The following is a 21,138-nucleotide window of genomic DNA, read 5'->3' as shown; positions in this document are numbered from 1 at the left end:
TCGCGCTCACGCTCACGCCGACTTCGGCGTCGTGGTCTTGGCCGTCGGTTCACCGACCCATCCTTCTCGGACGGGAATGAGTTCGTATCCAGCCTCGCGGAGGAGATTCTTCGCGACCGACTCGTCGTGACCACCGCGCGAGTCGTGCTGTTCGAAGTACACCGTCGGCCGGTGCGTGCGCAGCACGCGCCGCGCCCCACGGAGGACGTTCACGCCGAACCCCTCGACGTCGATCTTCAGGTGGTCCGGTGGCGGCACCACGTCGGATTCGACCAGCGAGTCGAGACTCCGCATGGGCACCGGCGTCGTCTCGACGACTTGCGCTTCCCACGCGCTCGCGTGGGCCGACGAGAACGACCCCAACTCGTCGTAGTTCGAGAGGTGGAACTCCCGCGTCTCGTCGGTGTGGCCGAGTCCGCACTCCAGCACTCGGATGCGGTCGTCGAACGGGTTGGCCTCGACGTTCGCCCGGAGTTGGCTCGCGACCTCCGGGTTCGGTTCGACTGCGACGACTTCGGCCGACGGGGCGTTCGCCGCCGCCGCGAGCGAGTACGTCCCGGTGTTGGCACCCACGTCGACGACGACGTCACTGCGGTCGAGGTTGAGTAAGAGCGCCTTGAGAAGCACGTCGCTTCCGTGGCGGTTGTACAGCTCGTAACTGCGGAATTTCGTCTGTCCAACCCGCTTTTTCGGTGCGACCAGTCGGTACTCGTAGTTCTTGCGGACGAGTGCGTAATGGAGCAGATAGCCGTAGTGTCGCAGTGTCGTAAGCGGGTGGCGGAAAGACACCTTATCTGGTTGTCATTGTGAGAGAGTAAAAATTGTTCGTTGGGGTGGCGGCGAAACCCCCGGCGTATTCGGCGACGGGTCGTGGGATGACTCGAGGGCAAAGGTAATCACGCTACTGCGACTGTTGTCAATTAGATGGAACAAGATGGAGAATATGGTGGGTGGTCGAAAATTTCGGACAGTGGTGTTGCCATTGGGATGCTCGTCGTCGCCGTCTGGATGTTCATCGACGGGAATACGCTCACCAGTATTTCGCTCTCGACTTTCGGCGCGGTTGCGGTGTTGCGATTGCAATCGCACGGTGTACGTGAATGGACCGACGAGCACGCGTGGCTCTTTTTTGCGCTGTTGACGCTCCTTGCTTTGCTCGCGATTGCGGGGGTCTATCCGGTGGAGCCGCTGCCCCAGAGCACATAGCGACTCCTCGGCGTTCTTCTCGTCAGAGGTGCGAGATACAATCGATATAGAAACGACTCAGACCGGTGGGTATCTTTCGGGTTTGGAGAATATCGCTCGTGTCAGGCGGATTCGAACCTCGGTCGCTGTCGCTCCCTGCTTCGAATCCGCGTCGTGACTATTTGCTCACTTCGTTCGCAAAATAGTCCCAGGCGGATTCGAACCGCCGTCAGCGGCTCCAAAGGCCGCTATGATTGGCCACTACACCATGGGACTTCGCGCATTTCGTTCGCTCGCTCCGCGTTCGACTGCGGAACTTCGCACTTTGAGGTAGCGAGGTGACGGCACAATAAGCTTACTTTTCGAGTCGTGCGGTTCGGTCCCATATTCGCCGGACGTGACTGGATTGCGACGACGAACGTCACACACGGTGTCCAGCGTCTCACCGAAAGACCGCTCGCTCGAAGCCCTCTTAACCACCAACTCGTTTCCCACAATCTTGGAACATCTATACAATAATATAGTTGGTCGGAACCACCCTTTACCTGTGAACACCATGCCTGGATATGCAATCGTCCTCGAATCCGCACGACTCGAACGGCTCCAAGCGGTTGGCAACATCGCGGCTATCGCCGCCGCGTCTGAGGTCCCGGTAGACATCTTCGCGACCATGGGCGGCCTCGAAGCGTTCGACAACGAACGCATGGCGTCGATGGACTACGAAGTCGGCAACGTCGGCCGCGCGATGCTGGCCGCCGAAGACGTGGACATGCCGATGTTCTTCGAGAGCATCGCGCAAGCGAAGGAAATCGGCCCGCTGCACGTCTACGCCTGTGAACTGTCGATGGACATGCTCGGAAAGTCCCTCGACGACTACCACGAGGTCTTCGACGACGTCCTCGGCGTCTCGGGGTTCCTGACTCACGCCCAAGACAAACAGGTGATATTCGTCTGAGGAGGTTGTCCACAGCCACCGACCGCCACGCACTGCTGTTCGAACAATCCACACAACCACACTAAGACAATGACCGAATCAATCACCCCCGACGTAACAATCGACTCCCGCGGTGCGACCTGCCCCGGTCCGCTCATGGACCTCATCGGGAAAGTCAAGAAATCCGACCCCGGCACCGTCGTCGAACTCATGACGACCGATACGTCGTCCAGCCACGACGTGCCCGAGTGGGTCGCCAAGGCCGGCCACGAGACGCTCGACGTCGTCGAACACGAAGACGAGGGCTACTGGTCCGTCTTCATCGAGACCACGAAGTAACGCTTGGGTCGACCCAGACACCCGCGTCGCCCGGCCTCCCGGCCGAACTACACCCACTTCACTCACAACACCATGACAGAACGAATCGTAATCGTCGGCGGCGGCACGGGTGGCACCGTCCTCACCAACCGCCTCACCGACGACCTCGCCGCAGAAATCGACGCCGGTGACGTCGAGGTGACGCTCGTCAACGACACGCCTGAACAGACGTACAAGCCGGCGTTCCTCTACGTCGCCTTCGGCAAGAAGACGCTCGCAGAGGCGCACCGACCGCTCACCGACTTAGTCGACACTCGGCGCGTCGACCTCGTGGTCGACCGCGTTAGCGGCATCGACACCGAGAACAAACACCTGACACTGGACGCCGACGACCGCGGACTCGACTACGACTACCTCGTCCTCGCGACGGGGGCGAATCTCGTCCCCGACGAGGTTCCGGGGTTGAAAGAAGGCGGCCACCACTTCTACGGCCCCGACGGTGCCGAACACCTCCGCGACGCGCTCGCGGCCTTCACCGAGGGACATCTCGTCCTCTCGGTCATCGGCGTGCCGCACATGTGCCCCGCCGCACCTGTCGAGTTCGTCCTCATGGCCGACGCGTGGTTCCGCGAGCGCGGCCTCCGCGACGACATCGACATCACGTACACCTACCCCATCCAGCGCGCCCACGGCATCCAGTCGATTGCCGACTGGGCGACCGACCTCTTCGAAGAACGCGACATCAATCTGGAGACGTTCTTCAACGCCGAGGAAATCGACCCCGACGCGAAGGTCGTCGAGACGATGGAAGGGACCGAACTCGACTACGACCTCCTCGTCGGTATCCCGCCGCACGCGGGAAGCGACCTCGTGACCGACGCGGGACTCGGCGACGACGGTTGGGTCGCAGTCGACAAACACACCCTCGAAGCTGCCAACGCCGAGGACGTGTACGCCATCGGCGACGTTGCCGACCTGCCGACGTCGAAGGCAGGGAGCGTCGCCCACTACGCGGCCGGAACGGTTGCGGACCGCCTCGCGAGTCGCGTCCGCGGGCTCGTCCCCACGGCGACCTACGACGGCAAGACCATCTGCTTCATCGAGAGCGGGATGGACGAAGCCACGTTCGTCGAGTTCGCCTACGGAGACGAGCCTGCAGTCCGTGAACCGTCGAAACTGCTCCACTGGAGCAAACTCGCGTACAACGAATCGTACTGGCTCACCGCTCGGGGGCTCATCTGAGGTGATTCGATGAGTGATTCAAGCACAACCACGAGCGGACAAAGTCAAGAACGAGCGCCGAGAGAGGCGCTCGAAGCCGCAATCGCAGAGCACCCGGAGGAGGTCGTCGCGTTCGTCGAACGAGTCGGTCTCGTGAACGAACTCCTCGATACGACCCAACTGGCCACCGCCGCGATGGACGACGAGATGGTGACGAGGCTCGCCGGCACGTCTTCGCTCCTCCTCGAATCGGCCGATGGCTTGGCCACCCGCGAGACGGCTTCACTCGCATCGTCGGTGGGGGAGAACGCCGAGGATTTGGAGAGCGCACTCCAGACGCTCGTCCGACTCGAACAGACCGGCACGCTGGACGAACTCGCCCAGATTGCCGACGCAGTCACGCTGCTCACCGCCGCGTTAGACGACGAGATGGTGGCGACACTGGCCAAGACGGGTAGCTCGCTCGGCGAAGTCGCTGACACCGCGAGCGACCCGGACACGGTCCGTGCCGTCCAGACGATGCTGCGCGGGATGGGTGACGCCGGACGCGAACCGCCGAAGCAAATCGGAACCCTCGGAATGGTTCGCTCACTGCGCGACCCAGACGTCCAGCGCGGGATGCACTTCCTCCTCGCGCTCGCCCGGGGTATCGGCAGCGACCTCGACGACCACGACGAAGCGCGTGCATAGTGCCCGCGCTCTCGTGGCGGTGTTCAGTTATCCGAGGAAATCGACCTCGGTGCGCTTTTCTGCTCGTTCGGCTTCGATGTGGTCACGGAAGGCGTCGACAGGCACGTCGTTCTTCTCGCGCTCCTGGCGGTCGCGGACCGACACCGTCCCCGATTCCGCCTCGTCGTCGCCGACGATGAGCATGTAGGGGACGCGGTCTTCGTGCGCCTCGGCAATCTTCCGACCAATCGTCCAATCGCGGGCTTCGACCTCGACGCGGAAGTCAGACAGTTTCTCGGCGACCTCGTGTGCGTACTCGTGGTGTGCCTTCGATATCGGCAAGACACGAACTTGCTCGGGGGCGAGCCACAGCGGGAAGTTGCCCTTGAAGTGCTCGATGAGGACGCCCATGAAGCGCTCGAAGCTTCCGAGTAACGCGCGATGGATAGCCACTGGCCGGTGTTCTTCGTTGTCCTTCCCGACGTAGACGAGGTCCAGTCGTCGCGGGATGTTGAAGTCGACTTGAACCGTTCCAATCGTCCACTCGCGACCGAGGGCGTCGCGCACGTCGAGACCTATCTTCGGTCCGTAGAAGGCGGCCTCTCCCTCCTCAACATCGTATTCGATGCCCTCGTGTTCGAGGGCGTTTCGAAGCGAACTCGTCGCCGTCTCCCAGATTTCGTCGCTGCCAATCGCGTCGTCGCCTCTCGTCTCCAGTTTGTAGAGCACTTCGAGGTCGAACTGTTCGTATATCTCTTCGATGACCCGGACCGTCTGGCGAATCTCGTCTTCGATTTGGTCTGGTCGCACGAACGCGTGGCCGTCGTCCTGCGTCAGCCCCCGAACCCGAAGCAACCCGGACAGCTCCCCGGACTGCTCGTTTCGGTAGACCGTCCCGAACTCGGAGTATTTGAGCGGAAGGTCACGATAGGAGTGACGTTCGTTCCCGTATATGTGGGCGTGGTTCGCACAGTTCATCGGCTTCAAGCCGTACTCGGCGTCGTCTTGCTCCCACGCGAACATCTCGCCTTCCTCTTTGAACGCGTCGTAGTGGCCCGTCGGCTTCCACAACTCGGCTTTGTTGAGTTCGGGCGTCCACACTTCCTGATACCCGAGTTCTTCGTTCTTCTCTCGGATGTACGCCTCCAGTTCGCGGCGAATCGTCATCCCGTTGGGGTGGTAGTGGACACACCCCGGCGAGTAGTCGCGGACCGAAAAGAGGTCCATCTCGCGGCCGATTTTCCGGTGGTCGCGCTCTTCGGCCTCCCGGCGGCGTTCGAGGAAACGCTCCAGTTCGGACTCGGACTCGAACGCCGTGCCATACACGCGGGTGAGTTGTTCGTTCTCCTCGTCGCCACGCCAGTACGCAGCCGAAATATCGAGCAACGCGAACGCACCAATCTCCCCCGTCGATTCGACGTGGGGTCCCTGACAGAGGTCGTCCCAGTCGTCCTGCCGGTAGAACGAAACCGGGTCCTCGCCTGCGGCTTCGTTCTGGAGAATCTCGCGCTTGAACCGATTCTCCTCGTAGCGGTCGAGCGCCTCTGCTCGGTCGACGAGCACGCGCTCCATCTCGTAGTCGGCCGCGACGATATCGGCCATCTCGGCTTCGATGTCGTCGAGGTCGTCGCGGTCTATCTCGACGCCGTAGATATCGTAATAGAACCCGTCGTCCGTCGGGGGGCCGATTGCGAGCTTTGCATCCGGATACAGTCGCTGGAGCGCCTGTCCGAAGACGTGGGCCGCGGTGTGTCGCAGACAATCGAGATACTCGTCGCTGGCGGCGGTGACGATTTCGACCCTCGCGTCCGAGTAGAGCGGCGTCGCCTTGTCGACGAGGTCACCGTCGACGACACCTGCGACGGTGTCTTGACCGAGACCGGGACCGATTTCGAAGGCGACGTCCTCGACAGTCGCGCCTGCGTCGACTTCGAGTTCAGAACCGTCTGGAAGCGTTACCACTATCTGTCCGTGTTCTTGCGTAGACATGGTCGAGAATCGAGGATGGAAGTGGCTAGGTGTGCGGGCTTAAACCCGGCGTGTAAAGCAGCCACCAACCATCATTGCAATTTCACTTTGCGGTCGAGGAGTATAAGCGTGTCTCAGAAGGGTCCCGAGAGCGCACCGAGCGTCGTCAGTCGGCGGCTTCAGTCGGCGGCTTCAGTCTCGGTTTCCGCCTCGGCGTCGCACACCTCGAGGTACTCGCAGGCGTCACTCTCCGGGTCGAAGCAGTCTGGACACTCCGATTTCCGGTCGATGATGGTGTCGAGTCGACCCGCAATCATGTCGTCGATGACCGGTTCCAGTTCGCGGGCTTCCGCGCGGAAGTCCTCGACGTCGAGGACGTTCGAGAGGAACCGCTCGATGATACAGTACGTCTGGAGCGCGTCGCGCGCCTGGACGATTCCCTCGTCGGTCAGCGAGACGCCTTTGTACTTCTCGTGCTCCGCGAGGCCGCGGGATTCGAGTTTGCCAATCATCTCGTTGGCACTCGCCGGGCTCACGTCCATCTTGTCTGCGAGCGTCCCCGTCGCCGCAGGACCGTTTTCTATCTGCTGCAACAGGTAAATCGCTTTGACGTATTGGTCTGCCGTGTTCATTGTTTCACTCGCGCCCTTCCATGATTCGCGTCACCTCTTCGACGCCATCGGCCTCTTCCTCCCGAAGTTCTCTGAGCGTCGTGAGGAGTTCTTCGCGGTCGATGGTAAACTGTGCATCACTCGCCTCGATGGCCTCGATAACGTCGTCGTAGAACTTGTACGCCGTCTCCTCGTTGCAGAGTTGGTCGTAGAGGACACCGTCGAAGTCTTCGGGCTTCGTCTGCCCGTACTGTGCTTCGACGAGCGCCTCAATCTCTTCGAAGGGGACGCTGTCCACGTCGAGTCGGTCGATGACCGCTTCGAGACGTTCTCGGTGTTCGTTCGACTCCTCGGCAGCGTGCGAAAGCAGGTCTCGAATCTCCTCGTCGAGCGAGTCGTCGCCCATCTCCTCGTGGTGGTGGTAGGCGCGAGCCTCCACGACCTCTTCGAGGACGATACCAATCTGGAGCAACCGCGCGAGTTGGTGGTCCGAGGTTACTTGGTAGCCCACACTCACGCGAGACACCCCTGATTCGAGCGCGATACCTCGTTCATGTCTCTGCATCTGTGGGGGATTGACTTAACTCCTCCACGTTCTGTGCTGCACTGACCGACGCTGTCGGCCACAAAAGAAAGCGGAAGTCGATGGTGAGGTGCGCTTACTGCAAGCGCGCGGCGATGAGTTCTTCGAGGTCGTCGCGGAACTCGTCGACTTCGATTTCGTCGAGGACGGGGACGAAGAAGCCTTCGACGAGCATGTTGCGAGCCTGCAGTTCGGGGATGGACCGAGAGACCATGTAGAAGAGGTCCTCTTTGTCCACCTGTCCGACCGTCGCGGCGTGCGACGCTTCGGTGTCGTGGTTGTGGATGATGAGCTTCGGCGACGCGTCTGCCTCGGACTCGTCCGAGAGCATCAGCGTGTTCTCACGCTGGTAGGAGTTCGTACTCCACGCGTCGCGGCCGACGTCCTGTACACCCTCGTAGACCGAACGGGCCTCGTCGTCGAGGACGCCGCGAGTCACGAGGTCTGCGGTCGTGTTCTCGGCCTGGTGCCAGACGCGAGCGTTCACGTCGAAGTGCTGGTCCTCGTGGCCGAAGAACGCGCCGACGATTTTCGTCTCGGAGGCGTCACCGTTGAGTTCGGTCTCGATGTCGCTGCGGGTGAGTCGAGAGCCGAGGTTGCCTTCGATCCAGTTGATGGTGGCGTAGGTGTCCGCGTCACCGCGCTTGAGCGTGTACGTGTAGGTCTCCTCGTCGAGGTTCTGGAGCGACCCGTACTGGACGTAGGAGTTCTCGCCCGCGGCGATTTCCACGAGGTTCGAGAAGTATCGGTCCTCGTCGGCGTCCTCACCGGAGGCGATACTTTCGAGGATGGTAACCGACGACGACTCCTCGGTCACGACGAGCGTGTGGCTGAAGAGCGACCGAGAGTTCATCTCGGCGCGAACCTTCACGTCCTGTGCCTCGACGCCCTCGGGGACGTAGACGAACGTGCCCGTCGTGAAGAGGGCGGCCGACAGCGCCGTCAGGTAGTTCTCTTCGAGGTCGATGACGGAGCCGAATCGCTCCTCGATGAGGTCGCCGTGTTCGTCGAGCGCCTCCGTGAACGGAAGGACGACGACGTCGTCGGGTGCCTCACGAACGGTCTCGTCGGACTGGTTCAGCGGGTCGACGAGCGACTCGAAGTCGAGGGCTTCGAGGTTCGTCCAGCGACGGCCGGGCGTCTGGATGACGTCCGGCAGGTCGAGTTCGTCGAGCGCGGCGAGGGCTTCGAGGCGGGCCTCGAGGAGCCACTCCGGCTCGTCCCGTGCGTCCGAAATCTCTCGTACTGTCTCTTCAGACAGGTTTGCGGGAAGTTGCGCACTCATTGGTTATCCGAGGCTACCCTCCATCTCGAGTTCGACCAGTCGGTTGAGTTCGACTGCGTACTCGATGGGCAGTTCCTCCGTGATGGGTTCGATGAACCCGGAGACGATCATCTGCTTCGCGTCGTCGTCGTCGAGACCGCGCGACTGGAGGTAGAACACGTCCTCGTCGCCGATCTTCCCGACGGTCGCCTCGTGAGCGACGTCCACCGTGGACTCGTTGATTTCCATGTACGGCATCGTGTCCGAGGTGGACTCGTTGTCGAACATCAGCGCGTCACACTCGACCGAGGTCGAGGAGTTCTTCGCGCCGTTGGCGATGTGGACGAGACCGCGGTAGTTGGTGCGGCCGCCGTCCTTCGAGATGGACTTCGACTCGATGGTCGACTTCGTCTCGGGGGCGTTGTGGTAGACCTTCGCACCGGTGTCGATATTCTGACCCTCGCCCGCGAAGGCGATGGTGATGTGATTGTCGGAGGCACCGCGACCCTTCAGGATGGACGCGGGGTACAGCATGGTGGCCTTCGAGCCCATCGAGCCCGAAATCCACTCCATACGACCGCCCTTCTCGACGATGGCGCGCTTGGTGTTGAGGTTGTACGTGTTCTTCGACCAGTTCTGGACGGTCGAGTACTGGACGTGAGCGTCCTCGCCGACGAACACTTCGACGCCGCCGGAGTGAAGGTTGAACGCGGAGTACTTGGGTGCGGAACAACCCTCGATGTAGTGGACTTCGGAGCCCTTCTCCGCCACGATGAGGGTGTGCTCGAACTGGCCCATCCCTTCGGAGTTCATGCGGAAGTACGCCTGCACCGGCATGTCGACGGTGGTGTCCTCGGGGACGTAGACGAACGACCCGCCGGACCAGATGGCACCGTGGAGTGCGGCGAACTTGTTGTCGCTCGGAGGGACGCACTTCGTCATGAAGTACTCCTTGACGATGTCTTCGTGCTCCTGGACCGCCTGGTCCATGTTCATGAAGACGACGCCTTTCTCCTCCCAGCGCTCCTGCATGTTCTGGTAGACGACTTCGGACTCGTACTGAGCGCCGACACCAGAGAGGGCGTTCTTCTCTGCTTCCGGGATGCCGAGTTTGTCGAAGGTGTCCTTGATGTCGTCCGGCAGGTCGCGCCAGTCGTCGACACCGCCGCGCACTTCCACGTCGGGGCGGATGTACGGGACGATCTGGTCGACGTCGACCTCGGAGAGGTCGGGCTGGCCGGGCCAGTCGGTCGGCATCGGCATCTTCTGGAACTGCTTGAGGGCGCGGAGACGCCGCTCGAGCATCCACTCGGGTTCGTCTTTGTCTTCGGAGATGACCCGGATGGTCTCTTCTGTGAGACCCTTTTCGGCCGCGAACGCGGCCTTCTGCTCCTTCTTGAACTCGAAGCGAGCTTCGGTGTCAGTCTCTTTGAGGTGGTCTTGTTCGGAACTCATGGTGTGTATGGTTTACGCGGTCTCGTAGACTTCCTCACGGACCCAGTCGTAGCCCTTGTCTTCGAGTTCGGACGCGAGGCCCGCGTCGCCGCTCTTGACGACCTTGCCGTCCAGCATGATGTGGACGTGGTCGGGCTCGACGTACTCGAGGATACGCTGGTAGTGAGTGATTTGGAGGATACCGGTGCCCTGCTCGTCGCGGAGGGCATTGATCCCCTTCGATACGTCCTGCAGACGGTCGATGTCGAGACCGGAGTCGATCTCGTCGAGAACGGCAATCGAAGGCTCGAGAATGGCGGCCTGAAGCACTTCGTTCTGCTTCTTCTCACCGCCGGAGAAGCCGGCGTTGAGGTACCGCTGCATGAACTTCTCGTCCATGTCGAGAAGCTCCATCTTCTCTTTGAGGAGCTTCTGGAACTCGGCGACACCAATCTCGCCTTCGTCGACGTTGCCCTCCATCGGGGAGGTGTCGTAGCCGACGTCTTCGTCTTCTTCTTCCTCGTCCTCGCCGAAGAGGAGTTCCTCGCGCTCGTCGATTTTCGCGTTGAGCGCGGTTCGGAGGAAGTTCGTCATCGTGACGCCTTCGATTTCCGCGGGGTACTGGAAGCCGAGGAAGATACCGAGCGCGGCGCGCTCGTTCGGCTCCAGTTCCAGAAGATTCCACGTGCGGGCGTCTTCAGGAATTTCGATGTCGCCGAAGTCGTCTTCCTCCAGGTGGAGGAGGATTTCGCCTTCGGTGACCTCGTAGGCCGGATGTCCGGCGATTACTTTGGAGGTTGTCGACTTTCCGGACCCGTTGGGACCCATAAGCGCGTGGATCTCACCGGAACGAACTTCAAGGTCGACGCCTCGCAGAATCTGCTCACCATCGTCCTCCGCGACACGTGCGTGGAGGTTTTTGATCTCGAGAGTTGCCATCGTTGGTTCGTTGCCTCGTATTGAAAGCGTAGGGAGTATCGGCCATAATGCTTGCGCATTTACCCCCGCCACCTTTTGTAGATAGAAAATTTGTTTTCAAAAGGAGAAAGAAGAATAGGGGTTTTGAGACGTGTGTCCGGGTTTCGGTGAACCGAAGGATACCACGCTATCTGTCCAAATGTAATCGAATTCGGTTACTTAGCGCGTGATACCGGTGATTAGACGAAGCTTCCGAGCCCAGTCTGTTCTTGGCCGCTCTTGACCTCGTCCCACGACATCCCGAGCGCCTCGATGATACGCGAGATTGGCCCTTCGAGCGTCTTGTCGAGCATGGTGTCCCAGTCGACTTCGAACTCGTCGGGAATCTGGTCTGCGTACTCGAAACAGATGACGTCTGGGTCGCGTTTGAACGCCCGGTAGCGGTCGTCTCGCTGCGGGTCGAAGCCCTCTTCGTCCTCCATTTTCCGGAACCACGACGGGTGAACTTTCTTGAGATAGAGACGCTTCGGTTTCGAACCCCGGCCGAAGTTGGTACCGAGGAAGGCGTTCGCGTACTGCGCCCCGCGCACGTGCGCGGTGGGAGTCTCGTATGCCGTGAGTTTCTTCCCGATTCCGCCGGGGATACCGACCTCCTCCAGCGGGAGGTTCCCGGCTTGGAAGTCCGTGATGATATCGTAGAGGTAGTCTTTGATGACCTCGGTGTCCTCACCGTGGACAATCATGTCGATGACCTCCTTCTGAACTTCCTTCGTAATCTGTGCGATGTCCGACCGCTTGTACTCGAAGCCCGTGATGTCGATGTCGTCGACGTCTTTGCCCTCTTTCCAGACGATGTGCCCAGCGTAGCGCTTTTTCTTGCCCGCCTGGAAGAACCGTCGGTAGAGCTTCTCGAACTCGATTTGGAAGCGGTGGTGGTGGGCGTCTAACTCCTCGAGGGCGAACTCGTCGTACGACCCGTTGATGTGTTCTTCTAACTCGTATCCTTTCTCGATGGTCGCGGCGAGGGACTCGAGTTCTGCTTCGGACATCTCCGGGTGGGCCTCGCGCATCTCGTCTGTCACTTCGATGTCGCCCTCGACATCTTCTGGCGAAATGTGTCCGACCTCCAACATGACGCTGTCGGTGTCTCCGTAGGCGACGTCGTAGCCCGCATCGTTCGCGGCGGACTCGGTGTGCTCGATGACGCTCCGTCCGGTCGCCGTCACCGCGGCACCCATCTCCTTATCGTACAGACGGAAGCGGTCCCACCCCAGAACACCGTAAAGTGACTGACCGACGAACTGGAACGTTCCGTTACGTCCGGCCAGAAGGGTGTGGTTGTCGGCGACAGTCACGCAGTACGCGCCGTCTTCGGCCTCACTCTGTCCGCCCGAACGGTGCATTCGGAAGCTGTTTTTCGCGTCTTCGGTGCAGTAGACGCGCCACGAACCACTGTCGTGGTTGTAGCTCGCGGTTTTCCCGAGGTGTGCACAGAGCCTGAGGACGTCGTCTCGAAGTCGCTCGCTAGACGTCGTGTAGCGCCAGCTGTTCACCTGCCTGTCACCGTCGCCAGCGACGAGTGTGTCCAAGAAGCGCTCTTTCTGCTCGTGGCTTGCGTCGAACACGAGGTCAGGAATCCGCTTTTCGAAGCTGTTGTCACCGCAGGTGGTCTCCAACCAGCGACCGAGTACTCTCGATGTGAACTGGAACCCCTTCCCGTCGACGTAGTAGTCGAACCCCATTCGGTCGAGGAGTTCACCGATAGCGGTGTGGTCGTCGTGTCCGCCGCCATCCGCGACGGCGTCCTGTGCGATGTTGACTGTCGTCGACGAACCGCGGAAGTTCTCGCCAAACGCCTTGTCCTCGGACGTGTACACCGACCCCTCCGTGATGTACCACGCGAGGAGTTCGAGGAAGTCGTCACCGTCGTAGAACCGCGGAACCCACTTTCGGCCGCGTTCGCTGTGGACGTAGAACTCCGAACAGACCTCGTCGAGATACGCCCTGTGTTCTTCGAACTCCTCGGCTGAGAACACGTATCCGGTGCCGGGTTCGCCCTGTTTCTGCATCTTGTCGGGGTACCACCCGAGTTCGGCCGCGAGGGTGTGGCCGTGGACCTCGTTTTTGGCCCATACCTCGTAGTCGCCGTCGAGAAGTTCGGTGAGGTCGACAGTCTCCAGGCTGGTTCCCGTGGGTCCCTCCCATCCGTGTGGGAGTTCGTAGTGCGACGACTCGTTTAGGTCTCCGGCCTCGACGAACTGGAAGTCGTCCCACGACGCGCCGTTTTTGTCGTCTTTTCTGACCAGCATCCGATGGTTTGGCGTGACGCTGAAGTCGATTTTGCTCGTCTCGATGTCGACCATCTCCCCGCGATAGTCGGGGTACTCGTGCGTCTCGACGACCGGTTTTACCTCCATCCGCATCGTCTCCGGGTCGAGCGAGTACACCTCGTCGCCGACATCGAGGTCACGGATGTTCCGGACTCCACTCGGAGTGAGCACGTCGGTATCCGACGAGAAGCAGTTCATGATGACCTTCACTGCGGCCTGCTGCCGGTCGAACTGCTCGTACTCGGACGTGCCGGGTTCGTGGTCGTTACGGAGACCCTTCTTCTCCTCGCGCTCTGCGAGGAGTTCGTCGACCATCTCCCGAATCATGCCGTCCGGTTCCTGCCGGAAGTGCGTCCCGTTGGGGGCGTGGAAGGTCTCCCCGTCGTAGGTCTCGGGGTCGACCTTCGTCTCCGGCGACGCGTTGACAGTCACCATACACATCGGGTACAGCGACTTCAGGTCCAGCACCGTCACGTTCTCTTTGACGCCCGTGATGGGGTCGAAGACGGCACCGCCCTCGTAGTCTTCCGACTCCTGTTTGCCCTTCGAGGGGAGGGCGAACTCGCCGTGAACCTTGTGGAGGACGTAGATGTCGACCGTGTCGCCGGGTGTCGGCGCGTCTTCCAGTTTACACCCGACGAAGGTTCGCACCTCGTCCCAAAAGGCGACGATGTCCTGTTTGCGGTCGATTTCGACACACAACTCGACGTCGCGAAGGTTGTACTCCAAGAGACGCTCCGGGTCCTGTTCCCAGAGGTCCCCGATGTCGCCGGAGTACCGTTCCTTGCCGACGTCGAGTTCGAGTTCGCCGACGGCGTCGAGTCGGTAGGATTCGAGTTCGGTGAACTGCGTTCGCTTGTACGCATACAGCAGGTCGAAGACGACGCGACCCTTGATGTCCGGGCCACCCCACCCGCTGCGCCAGACCTCACCGAGGCGAGACATGCGGTCCGGGTCGAGGTCGTAGTCACTCGTCGGGTTCCGCACGTCGAGTCGGTCGAGGAAATACGGTGCGTCGAAATCTTCAAAATTCCAACCAGTTAGAATGTCTGGGTCGGTTTCCTCGATGTACGTGAGGAACGCATCGAGCATCGCGTCCTCGTCGTCGAAGGTTCGGACCTCGACCTCAGAGTCGTCGTTGAGGAAGTCGTAGTTCGGCAGCGACTCGGGGCGCTTGCCGAGTCCCTCGTCGGCGACGGCGTGCCAGACGATGTACTCGTCGAGATAGGAGTCGTGACTGGTGAGACAGATAATCGGCTCTTCGCCGTCTTCGGGGAAGCCGTTGCGGTCGTTCACCTCGATGTCGAAGGTGTTCACCCGGAGGTTCGCTTCGACGTCTGCCGGTTCGACTTCCTGATGCGGAACCTGAATCGACCCGTCGTCGAGGCGGCGGTCGGGGACGCGGACGCCGCTTTTGATGTCCTTGTCGATGAGAAGGCGGTTCGGGAACAGAATGTCCGCCTCGTAGTGGTCGAACTCGTCGCGAATCTGTCCAACGTCGCGGGGGGTTCGCGTGTGAATCCTCGTCAGTTCCTCACCGCGGATACTCTCGTATCCATCCTCTGTTCGCGTGATGACGTCCTTGTCGAGGAGGTCGTCGTCGAGGCTCTCGGTCGGCGCGTAGAAGTACGGTTCGAACCCGAGGACGCGAATGTGCTCGGGCGTGTCGTCCTCCGCCGTCCGACCGAAGATGTGGATTACGGGGTACTCGTTTCGGCCGCTTCCCTCGATAGTGTAGTCTACCTGGGTGACAGCCAGCTCGACCGTCCCCTGGGGGTCGGGAAATCGTACCTCGTCCGTGTCGATGATGTCGGCGACGTACTGGTCGGCGTCGCCAGCGACAACTTCGGCGATAGCGGCTTCTCCGTCCGGCCGCGCGTCGCCGACGCTGTCGGCATCGTTCCCCCCGAATTCGGTCAGACCCGTCTGCGTCATGGCAATCGATTTGGCGGGCCCGATTAAAATCCCCGCGCTTCTGTGGACCCTAGCTTTCAGACTACTCTCTACTCGTTATTCAAATTACGGAAAGACATTTATATATGTGTGACATTCATTGACACGCGATATGACCGACCACGCAACTTCGGAACGGTGGGATGGCACGATCGACGGCACTGGACCCAGTGGTCCGACAGGAGCCGAGACGATCGAATCCTACGATATCGACGGAGGCGTGGTGTTCTACGATGCGGAGAACCCACTTGCTTGGGTCGAGGCCACCCGGTCGATGAGCCTCGACGACTGCGCCTGATTGGTACTCGAAACGGTCCCTTTTTCTCGGCACGGTATCTCGGTGAGAGCGTGACGGACGACGAGCGGCGCGATGAGGACGACGCTCCCCAAATCGACCCTATTGCTCGCTGGGGGGACCCGGAGGAGCGGTGGGGAGACCCTGAGAAACGCTGGGGAAATCCCGAAACCGACCTCCCGAACGTCCCGCGCGTCGACATCCCCGGCGAGGATGCGAATTCCGACGACGCCCCCGAGGTCACCGCCGACATCAACCCCGAGCAGTCGCGGCTGTTCTGGGCCAGCGTCATCCTCGCAAACGTGGGTGTCGCGGGTGTCACGGTCGGCCCGATGCTCATCTACTTCCGCGGTGAGACGCTCGTCGGCGGCGGTGCGACACTCCTCGGCGTGCTTGCGCTCACCCGTGTGTATTCTCTCTACCGAGAGTACCAGGCACACGACTGGTCGAGCGACGAGGACAGTGACGACGGCGAGGGCGACGACAGCGGCGAGAAAGGCGACGCCGACGCCCACGCCCACGCCGACGAGCGCAACCGCTAACAGTCGCCGACGCTTTCGACCGACCATGCGCACGGTCCGCGGGCCTGACGGCCGCACGTACTTGCTCGTCAAACGCTCCAGCGACGCCAGTCGCGTCCGCGACCCGAAGACCGGCGAGGAGCGCCACTTTCCGAACGCCGAACTCGAAGACGTGGGCGGCGAGTCACCACTCGAAACCGCCGCACGCGCCGTTCCCGAATCAGCCCGCCGAGTGCTCGTCGCCGTGCCGACCGAGCAGGCACTCGGACTCCTCGTCGAACTCGTCGAGCGCGGCCCCCTCTCTGTCGTCGAACTCATGGACGCCTACGACCTCTGCGAGAGCGACCTCCACGGCCTCCTGACGGAGTTCAAAATCGCGGGACTCATCGAAGAGACGCGCGTGTACGGCGAGCGTGGATACGAGGCGACGGCAGTCGCTCACGAGGGTGTCTCTCACCTTCGGCGCTGAAGGGACGGGAGTCCGGCCCTAAGACCACAGACGGCGACAGCGCGGTGTTAGTCGTCTGCCAGCGCGCTCTGGAGGTCCGGCGCGTCGGTTCGTTCGACCGACGACCGGTTGGTCGTCGGGTTCTTCTCGACGCGCACGAGGTCGTCCGCCGCGCCGACGAGTTCGTCGTCGTGGCTGACGATGAGAATCTGCTTGACGCCGCGGCGTTGCATCTCTTCGACGAGGTTCACGAGTCGGGAGACGTGACCGTCGTCGAGGAAGACGGTCGGTTCGTCGAGGATGAGCGGTGGGAGGGGTGCAGCCCCGTCGATACCCTCAGCGAGAAGTCGGTAGATAGCACACCGGAGGCTCAAGTTAAACAGGGCTCGCTCGCCACCCGATAGCTGCTCGGGTTGGAGCGCAGTCCCGTCTTTCTGGAACACTGTAAGCCCATATTCGCCGTCGAGGCGGATGCGCGAGTAGGCGTCGTTGCCGTAGACGAGGTCGAACGTCTCGTTGAGCATCCGTTCGAGAATCTCGACGTTCCGCTGGCGGAGTTCCGCCCGGAGGTCGCCGTAAGTCGATTCGAGGTCCGTCACCTCGTCGTGGAGCGACTGGAGGGCGTCGACGCGCTCGGCGAGTTCCTCGCGACGCTCTCGGAGTTCCGAGAGGCGTTCGAGGTCGGCTTTCACCCCGCCAATCTTGCTCTGGAGGTCGTCGCGCTTCTCGCGCAGGTCGGGAAGCACGTCAGATTCGACCTGCTCGATGTACGATTCGGCCTTCTGCTTGCGCGAGCGGGCGTCTTCGACCGCGTCTTCGTCGACCGCTTCGCGAAGGTCGGCACGGCGGTCGCGGCGGTCCTGCAGATGTTCACGGCGCTCGTCGTTGACCTCGGCGAGCGTCTCGCGCTTCTCTCGGAGTCGGTCCCGGTCGTCGATTGCCGCCTCGCGGTCGTCGAGCAGCGATTCGACTCGGTCGAGGTCGTCACGGCGGTCACTGAGTGCTTCGAGGTCGGATTCGAGCTCTGTGACCGTCTCTTTGACCGTCGCCGCGCGGTCGGCTTGCGTCGCGGCCGCCTCGCGTTTCTCCTCGGCGTCGGCTTCGAGTTCCGTCGCCTCCTCTCGCTTCGTTTCGGCCGCGTCGCGGCGTGATTCGACCGTCTCCTCGTGGTCGACGATTCGTTCTTCGGCGAGCGAGAGACGGTCTTCGAGAGATGCGGCGCGGCTCTCGGCGTCTTCCAGTTGTTTGGCCGCCTCGACTGCCGACCGGCAGGATTCGACCTTCGATTCGAGCGACTCGCATTTCGCTTCGAGTGACTCGACCGCCGCCTCCCGTTCGGCGATGGCATCGACGTGTGGCGACTCGTCGACCGGCTGCCCGCACTCGGGACACTTGCCAGCGTCGCGGAGTTCGCGGGCTTCCGCCAGTCGCTCGCGCGCGTTCTTCAATTCGGTCTCCGTCTCGGCGAGCGACTCGCGGGTCTCCGAGAGCGTGTCTCGACGCTCGGCGAGGAGGTCGGCCGCTTCCCCTCGTTCGACAGGCGCGTCTTCGAACCTTTCGTCGATGGACGCCAGCGACGACTCGATATCAGCCCGCGTCTCGCGAAGTTCGTCCAGGTCGGCCGCCGCGTCGCCCGCGGCCGCCTCGTCCTCGTCGGCGCTCTCGCGTTTCTCCTTCGCGCGCGATTCGAGGTCCTCGGCCCGCTCTTTGAGGCGGTCGGCCTGCGTCGTGAGCGCCTGGGCCTTGGTGCGCGCATCCGACAGTTCTTCGCGAATCTCGGCTTCACGGTCGTCGAGCGTCTCTCGCGCTGCTGCGAGCGCGTCGTCGCTGGCCTCGTCGAGGTCGGTTTTCGAGACGGCTGCCGCGATGCTATCGTCGAGTTCGTCGACGTTCTCGTCCAGTTCGCGGATTCTCTCTGTGAGTCGGTCGCGCGTCGTCTCGTCGTCTGCGATTTTCTCTTTGAGTTCGTCGATGGCAGATTCGACCTCGGCCAGTCGCTCGCGTTTCTCCTCGTGTTCGTCGAGTGTGGACTGGGCCGCTTCGAGTGTCTGCCGTGCCTTGTCGCGCTGGTCTTCGTAGCGCTCGATTTTCGACGTGACCTCTGAGAGTTCTGATTCGAGTGCGTTGAGCCTGCTGTGGAGGTTCTCGTCCTCCTTGGTCTCGATTTGCGACTCGACGTCTTCGAGGACACTGCGCTTGCTCGTCAGCACGTCCTGAACTCCCAACCGGGCGTCGCCTGCACGTTCGCGGTAGGTTTCGAGTTTGCCGAGTTGCAGCAGACCGTCTATCATGTCCTGCCGCTGGGAAGGCGTGGCGTTGATGAGCTTGTTGACCTCGCCCTGCTGGACGTACGCGCAGTTGACGAACGCCTCGTTGTCCATTCGCAGGAGCGACGCGACGGCCTTGCGAACGTTGCGCGCACCCTCGATAGTCTCGTCGGGGCCTTCGAGGACGCACTTGGCCGTCGTCGCGCGGTCTCCCGAGACACGAACCCGGCGGTCGATGCGGTACTGGCCGCCCGCGTGGACGAACTCCAGTGTTATCTCGGCGTCGTCTTCGCCGGTCGTCACCACGTCTTCGAGCGTCCCGTCGAGTGCCTTCGACCCGTAGAGCGCGAAGAAACACGCTTCGAGGAGGGACGATTTTCCGCTCCCGTTGACGCCGTGGATGACCGTGACGCCGTCTCGGAGGTCGAGTTCGGCGTCCTCGTAGGGCTTGAAGTTCCGGAGAGAAACGCGCGTGAATCTCATGCGAAATCACCCAGCGAGCTGTCTTGGGCGGCGTTCGGTTGTTCCGGTGGCGAGTCGTCTTCGGACTCCGTCTCGACTGTTTCGCCGTCAACTCCCTCGGGATTGTCCTCGTCTTCGACTACCTCGGGTTCGGTCTCACCTTCGACTGCCTCAGGTTCGCCCTCGTCCTCGACTGCCTCAGATTCGTCAGCACTGTCGTCGGCCTGACCGGAATCTCCCGCACCGCTCTCGCCGCCTCCATCGTCCGCGGCGACGAGCGCGTTCGGGTCGTCCGAAAGTAGGGTGGTGACGCGCTCGCGAACCTCGTCACGGACGTTCGAATCGGCCGTCTTGCTCGCCCGAACCGTCTCGTCGACGTCGAAGGCGGCGCTCGACAGCCCCATCTCGCGGATTCGGTCGTTGACCGCGTCGTCGGGGTCGGCGAAGGAGACGTCCGCGAGTTGCTCCGCTTCGGTGTCGACTTCGCGGCGGTCGGTCACGCGCGCAACGAGCGCCCCCTGCTCGACCGCGAACGTCTCGACCGCGGCGGGCGTCACTGACTCGCCGTCACCGGTCAGTTCGACGATAGCGACCGCGTCTTCGAGGTCGAACTCACGGACGCGCTGGCGGACGCGCTCGATTCCCTCACCCTCGGCGAGGTCGACCGTGATGAACGCGAACGGTCGGGTTTCGAGCGTCCGGTGGCGAATATCGACCGTGTCGTCCTCGAAGGTGACAAAGTTGTACCCGCGCGGGTCGCGCTCGCTCGCGCTGGCGCGCTCGGTCGAGCCGCAGTACGTGACCCACGTGTCGTCGACGGTCGTCACGTCCGCGACGTGGTTGTCGCCGAGGAGGACCGCGTCGAACTCGACGTTCGACTCTTCGAGGACCGTCTCGGTCTCCCAGTCTGCGTGTGCGAAGGGCGTGAAGAGTCCGTGCCCGACAAGAGTGGCGTGGGGCGCGTCGTGTGGCTCGAACTGGTAGTCCAGTTCGTCGCGTCGGGACCGCGGCACGTGGTCGAGTCCGTAGAAGGCCACGTCGCCGACGAGAGCCGGGTCGTCCCCCAGACGGGTCGCCAACCCGAGTCGCTCGAAGAGGTCGAGCCACTGGCCGCCGCGCGTGGATTCGTGGTTCCCGACGATAGCCAGAAACGGGATACCTGCGCCGTCAAGCCGACGCAGTGCAGAGAGCGTCCCGAGTAAGTCGGGGAGTTCGGGTCGTCGGTCGTGATAGAGGTCACCCGCGTGGACGACCGCATCGACGTCCTCGTCGATGGCGTCGCTCACCACCTGCTCGAACGCCGCGAGGAAGTCCTGCCGTCGGTCCGGCGAGTGGTACTGCTGATACCCGATGTGGGTGTCGCCGGTGTGTATCACCCGTGTCATCTATCCGCTGCTTCGCCGCCGCCGCTGAAAACGGTTGTGCGACCGGACTGAACGGGGCGTCTCTCGGAGACGGAGTTGGGACTGTCGAGAGACGAACGCAGCGAGTCGAGTGCATCGAGTAACGCTCGACCCTCGCGCGCAACGTCGTGGTCGCCCTGTCGCGCTGCGGCGCCGACAGCACGGCGAAGTCGCTCTTCACCGCCTTCGTCGAGAAAATCGGCCGCGCGTTCGAGCGTGGAAAACGCGTCTCGCGCGGCGGCAACGACGGCTTCGTGTTGGCGACGCCGAGAAGGAGCGTCGCTGTCGGCGAGTTCGCGGAGCGCGCGGCCGACAGTGGCGTGGTCAGTCATGGGCCGACGTGGGCCCGTCTTT

At 62.1% G+C, this 21,138-nt stretch carries 19 protein-coding genes and 1 tRNA gene; 8 read left to right on the top strand and 12 right to left on the bottom strand.

Annotation, left to right across the window (positions count from 1 at the left end; translation table 11 throughout):
- Positions 1-12 precede the first annotated feature (12 nt).
- Entirely contained in the window at positions 13-789 is a 777-nt protein-coding gene (locus KU306_RS08970; RefSeq protein WP_007538847.1) for an FkbM family methyltransferase, read from the bottom strand.
- 135 nt (positions 790-924) lie between these two features.
- On the opposite strand from KU306_RS08970, the gene KU306_RS08965 reads away from it, so the two are divergent.
- Positions 925-1,206 carry a hypothetical protein gene (locus KU306_RS08965; protein ID WP_258301749.1) on the top strand — a complete coding sequence of 94 codons (282 nt, stop codon included), beginning with the start codon at positions 925-927 and terminating at the stop codon, positions 1,204-1,206.
- A gap of 182 nt (positions 1,207-1,388) precedes the next feature.
- On the opposite strand, the gene KU306_RS08960 is transcribed toward KU306_RS08965, so the two are convergent.
- Positions 1,389-1,461, bottom strand: a tRNA-Gln gene (locus KU306_RS08960).
- Between the two features lie 280 nt (positions 1,462-1,741).
- Here KU306_RS08960 and KU306_RS08955 point away from each other — a divergent pair.
- The 4 genes from KU306_RS08955 (at position 1,742) to KU306_RS08940 (ending at position 4,348) form a co-directional block, all read left to right on the top strand.
- On the top strand, positions 1,742-2,140 hold the full coding sequence (locus tag KU306_RS08955; protein ID WP_258303388.1) for a hypothetical protein: 399 nt from the start codon (positions 1,742-1,744) through the stop codon (positions 2,138-2,140).
- 69 nt (positions 2,141-2,209) lie between these two features.
- Positions 2,210-2,458, top strand: coding sequence for a sulfurtransferase TusA family protein (locus tag KU306_RS08950; protein ID WP_258301747.1), 249 nt, complete (start codon positions 2,210-2,212; stop codon positions 2,456-2,458).
- Between the two features lie 72 nt (positions 2,459-2,530).
- Positions 2,531-3,679, top strand: coding sequence for an NAD(P)/FAD-dependent oxidoreductase (locus KU306_RS08945; protein WP_258301746.1), 1,149 nt, complete (start codon positions 2,531-2,533; stop codon positions 3,677-3,679).
- 9 nt (positions 3,680-3,688) lie between these two features.
- Entirely contained in the window at positions 3,689-4,348 is a 660-nt protein-coding gene (locus KU306_RS08940) for a helical membrane plugin domain-containing protein (protein ID WP_258301745.1), read from the top strand.
- A gap of 27 nt (positions 4,349-4,375) precedes the next feature.
- Here the strand turns inward: KU306_RS08940 and thrS are convergent, their stop codons facing one another.
- The 7 genes from thrS to KU306_RS08905 form a co-directional block, all read right to left on the bottom strand.
- Entirely contained in the window at positions 4,376-6,316 is a 1,941-nt protein-coding gene (gene thrS, locus KU306_RS08935; RefSeq protein WP_258301744.1) for a threonine--tRNA ligase, read from the bottom strand.
- A 158-nt stretch (positions 6,317-6,474) separates the two neighbouring features.
- Positions 6,475-6,927 carry a metal-dependent transcriptional regulator gene (locus tag KU306_RS08930; protein ID WP_258301743.1) on the bottom strand — a complete coding sequence of 151 codons (453 nt, stop codon included), beginning with the start codon at positions 6,925-6,927 and terminating at the stop codon, positions 6,475-6,477.
- A gap of 4 nt (positions 6,928-6,931) precedes the next feature.
- Positions 6,932-7,423 (bottom strand): hypothetical protein, encoded by a 492-nt coding sequence (locus tag KU306_RS08925; protein ID WP_007538836.1) that lies wholly within the window; start codon positions 7,421-7,423, stop codon positions 6,932-6,934.
- Between the two features lie 142 nt (positions 7,424-7,565).
- Positions 7,566-8,774, bottom strand: coding sequence for a Fe-S cluster assembly protein SufD (sufD, locus tag KU306_RS08920; RefSeq protein ID WP_258301741.1), 1,209 nt, complete (start codon positions 8,772-8,774; stop codon positions 7,566-7,568).
- A gap of 3 nt (positions 8,775-8,777) precedes the next feature.
- The gene (sufB, locus tag KU306_RS08915) at positions 8,778-10,208 is read right to left on the bottom strand and encodes a Fe-S cluster assembly protein SufB (protein ID WP_007538834.1); all 1,431 of its coding nucleotides are present in this window, start codon (positions 10,206-10,208) and stop codon (positions 8,778-8,780) included.
- A 12-nt stretch (positions 10,209-10,220) separates the two neighbouring features.
- Positions 10,221-11,126, bottom strand: a complete 906-nt coding sequence (locus tag KU306_RS08910) for an ABC transporter ATP-binding protein (protein WP_258301740.1) — start codon at positions 11,124-11,126, stop codon at positions 10,221-10,223.
- Positions 11,127-11,344: 218 nt separating this feature from the next.
- On the bottom strand, positions 11,345-15,370 hold the full coding sequence (locus KU306_RS08905; protein ID WP_258301739.1) for a DNA polymerase domain-containing protein: 4,026 nt from the start codon (positions 15,368-15,370) through the stop codon (positions 11,345-11,347).
- A gap of 130 nt (positions 15,371-15,500) precedes the next feature.
- On the opposite strand from KU306_RS08905, the gene KU306_RS08900 reads away from it, so the two are divergent.
- The 3 genes from KU306_RS08900 to KU306_RS08890 are packed head-to-tail and all read left to right on the top strand — an operon-like array spanning position 15,501 to position 16,673.
- On the top strand, positions 15,501-15,686 hold the full coding sequence (locus KU306_RS08900; RefSeq protein ID WP_007538830.1) for a DUF7331 family protein: 186 nt from the start codon (positions 15,501-15,503) through the stop codon (positions 15,684-15,686).
- A gap of 50 nt (positions 15,687-15,736) precedes the next feature.
- Positions 15,737-16,225 (top strand): DUF7322 domain-containing protein, encoded by a 489-nt coding sequence (locus KU306_RS08895; protein WP_258301738.1) that lies wholly within the window; start codon positions 15,737-15,739, stop codon positions 16,223-16,225.
- A gap of 25 nt (positions 16,226-16,250) precedes the next feature.
- Entirely contained in the window at positions 16,251-16,673 is a 423-nt protein-coding gene (locus KU306_RS08890) for a DUF7346 family protein (RefSeq protein WP_007538827.1), read from the top strand.
- A 47-nt stretch (positions 16,674-16,720) separates the two neighbouring features.
- Here the strand turns inward: KU306_RS08890 and rad50 are convergent, their stop codons facing one another.
- From rad50 to KU306_RS08875, 3 genes are read right to left on the bottom strand one after another with little or no spacing between them, the layout of a single operon-like run.
- Positions 16,721-19,402 carry a DNA double-strand break repair ATPase Rad50 gene (gene rad50 / locus KU306_RS08885; protein ID WP_258301737.1) on the bottom strand — a complete coding sequence of 894 codons (2,682 nt, stop codon included), beginning with the start codon at positions 19,400-19,402 and terminating at the stop codon, positions 16,721-16,723.
- Entirely contained in the window at positions 19,399-20,766 is a 1,368-nt protein-coding gene (mre11, locus tag KU306_RS08880) for a DNA double-strand break repair protein Mre11 (protein ID WP_258301736.1), read from the bottom strand. Before mre11 ends, rad50 begins: the two co-directional genes overlap by 4 nt.
- Positions 20,763-21,116 carry a DUF7966 family protein gene (locus KU306_RS08875; RefSeq protein ID WP_258301735.1) on the bottom strand — a complete coding sequence of 118 codons (354 nt, stop codon included), beginning with the start codon at positions 21,114-21,116 and terminating at the stop codon, positions 20,763-20,765. The genes mre11 and KU306_RS08875 overlap by 4 nt, the downstream gene beginning before the upstream one ends.
- Between the last annotated feature and the right edge of the window lie 22 nt (positions 21,117-21,138).

The organism is Haloferax larsenii (assembly GCF_024730625.1).
Classification (GTDB): Archaea; Halobacteriota; Halobacteria; order Halobacteriales; family Haloferacaceae; genus Haloferax; species Haloferax larsenii.
This window is presented reverse-complemented; position numbering and strand designations above follow the sequence as displayed.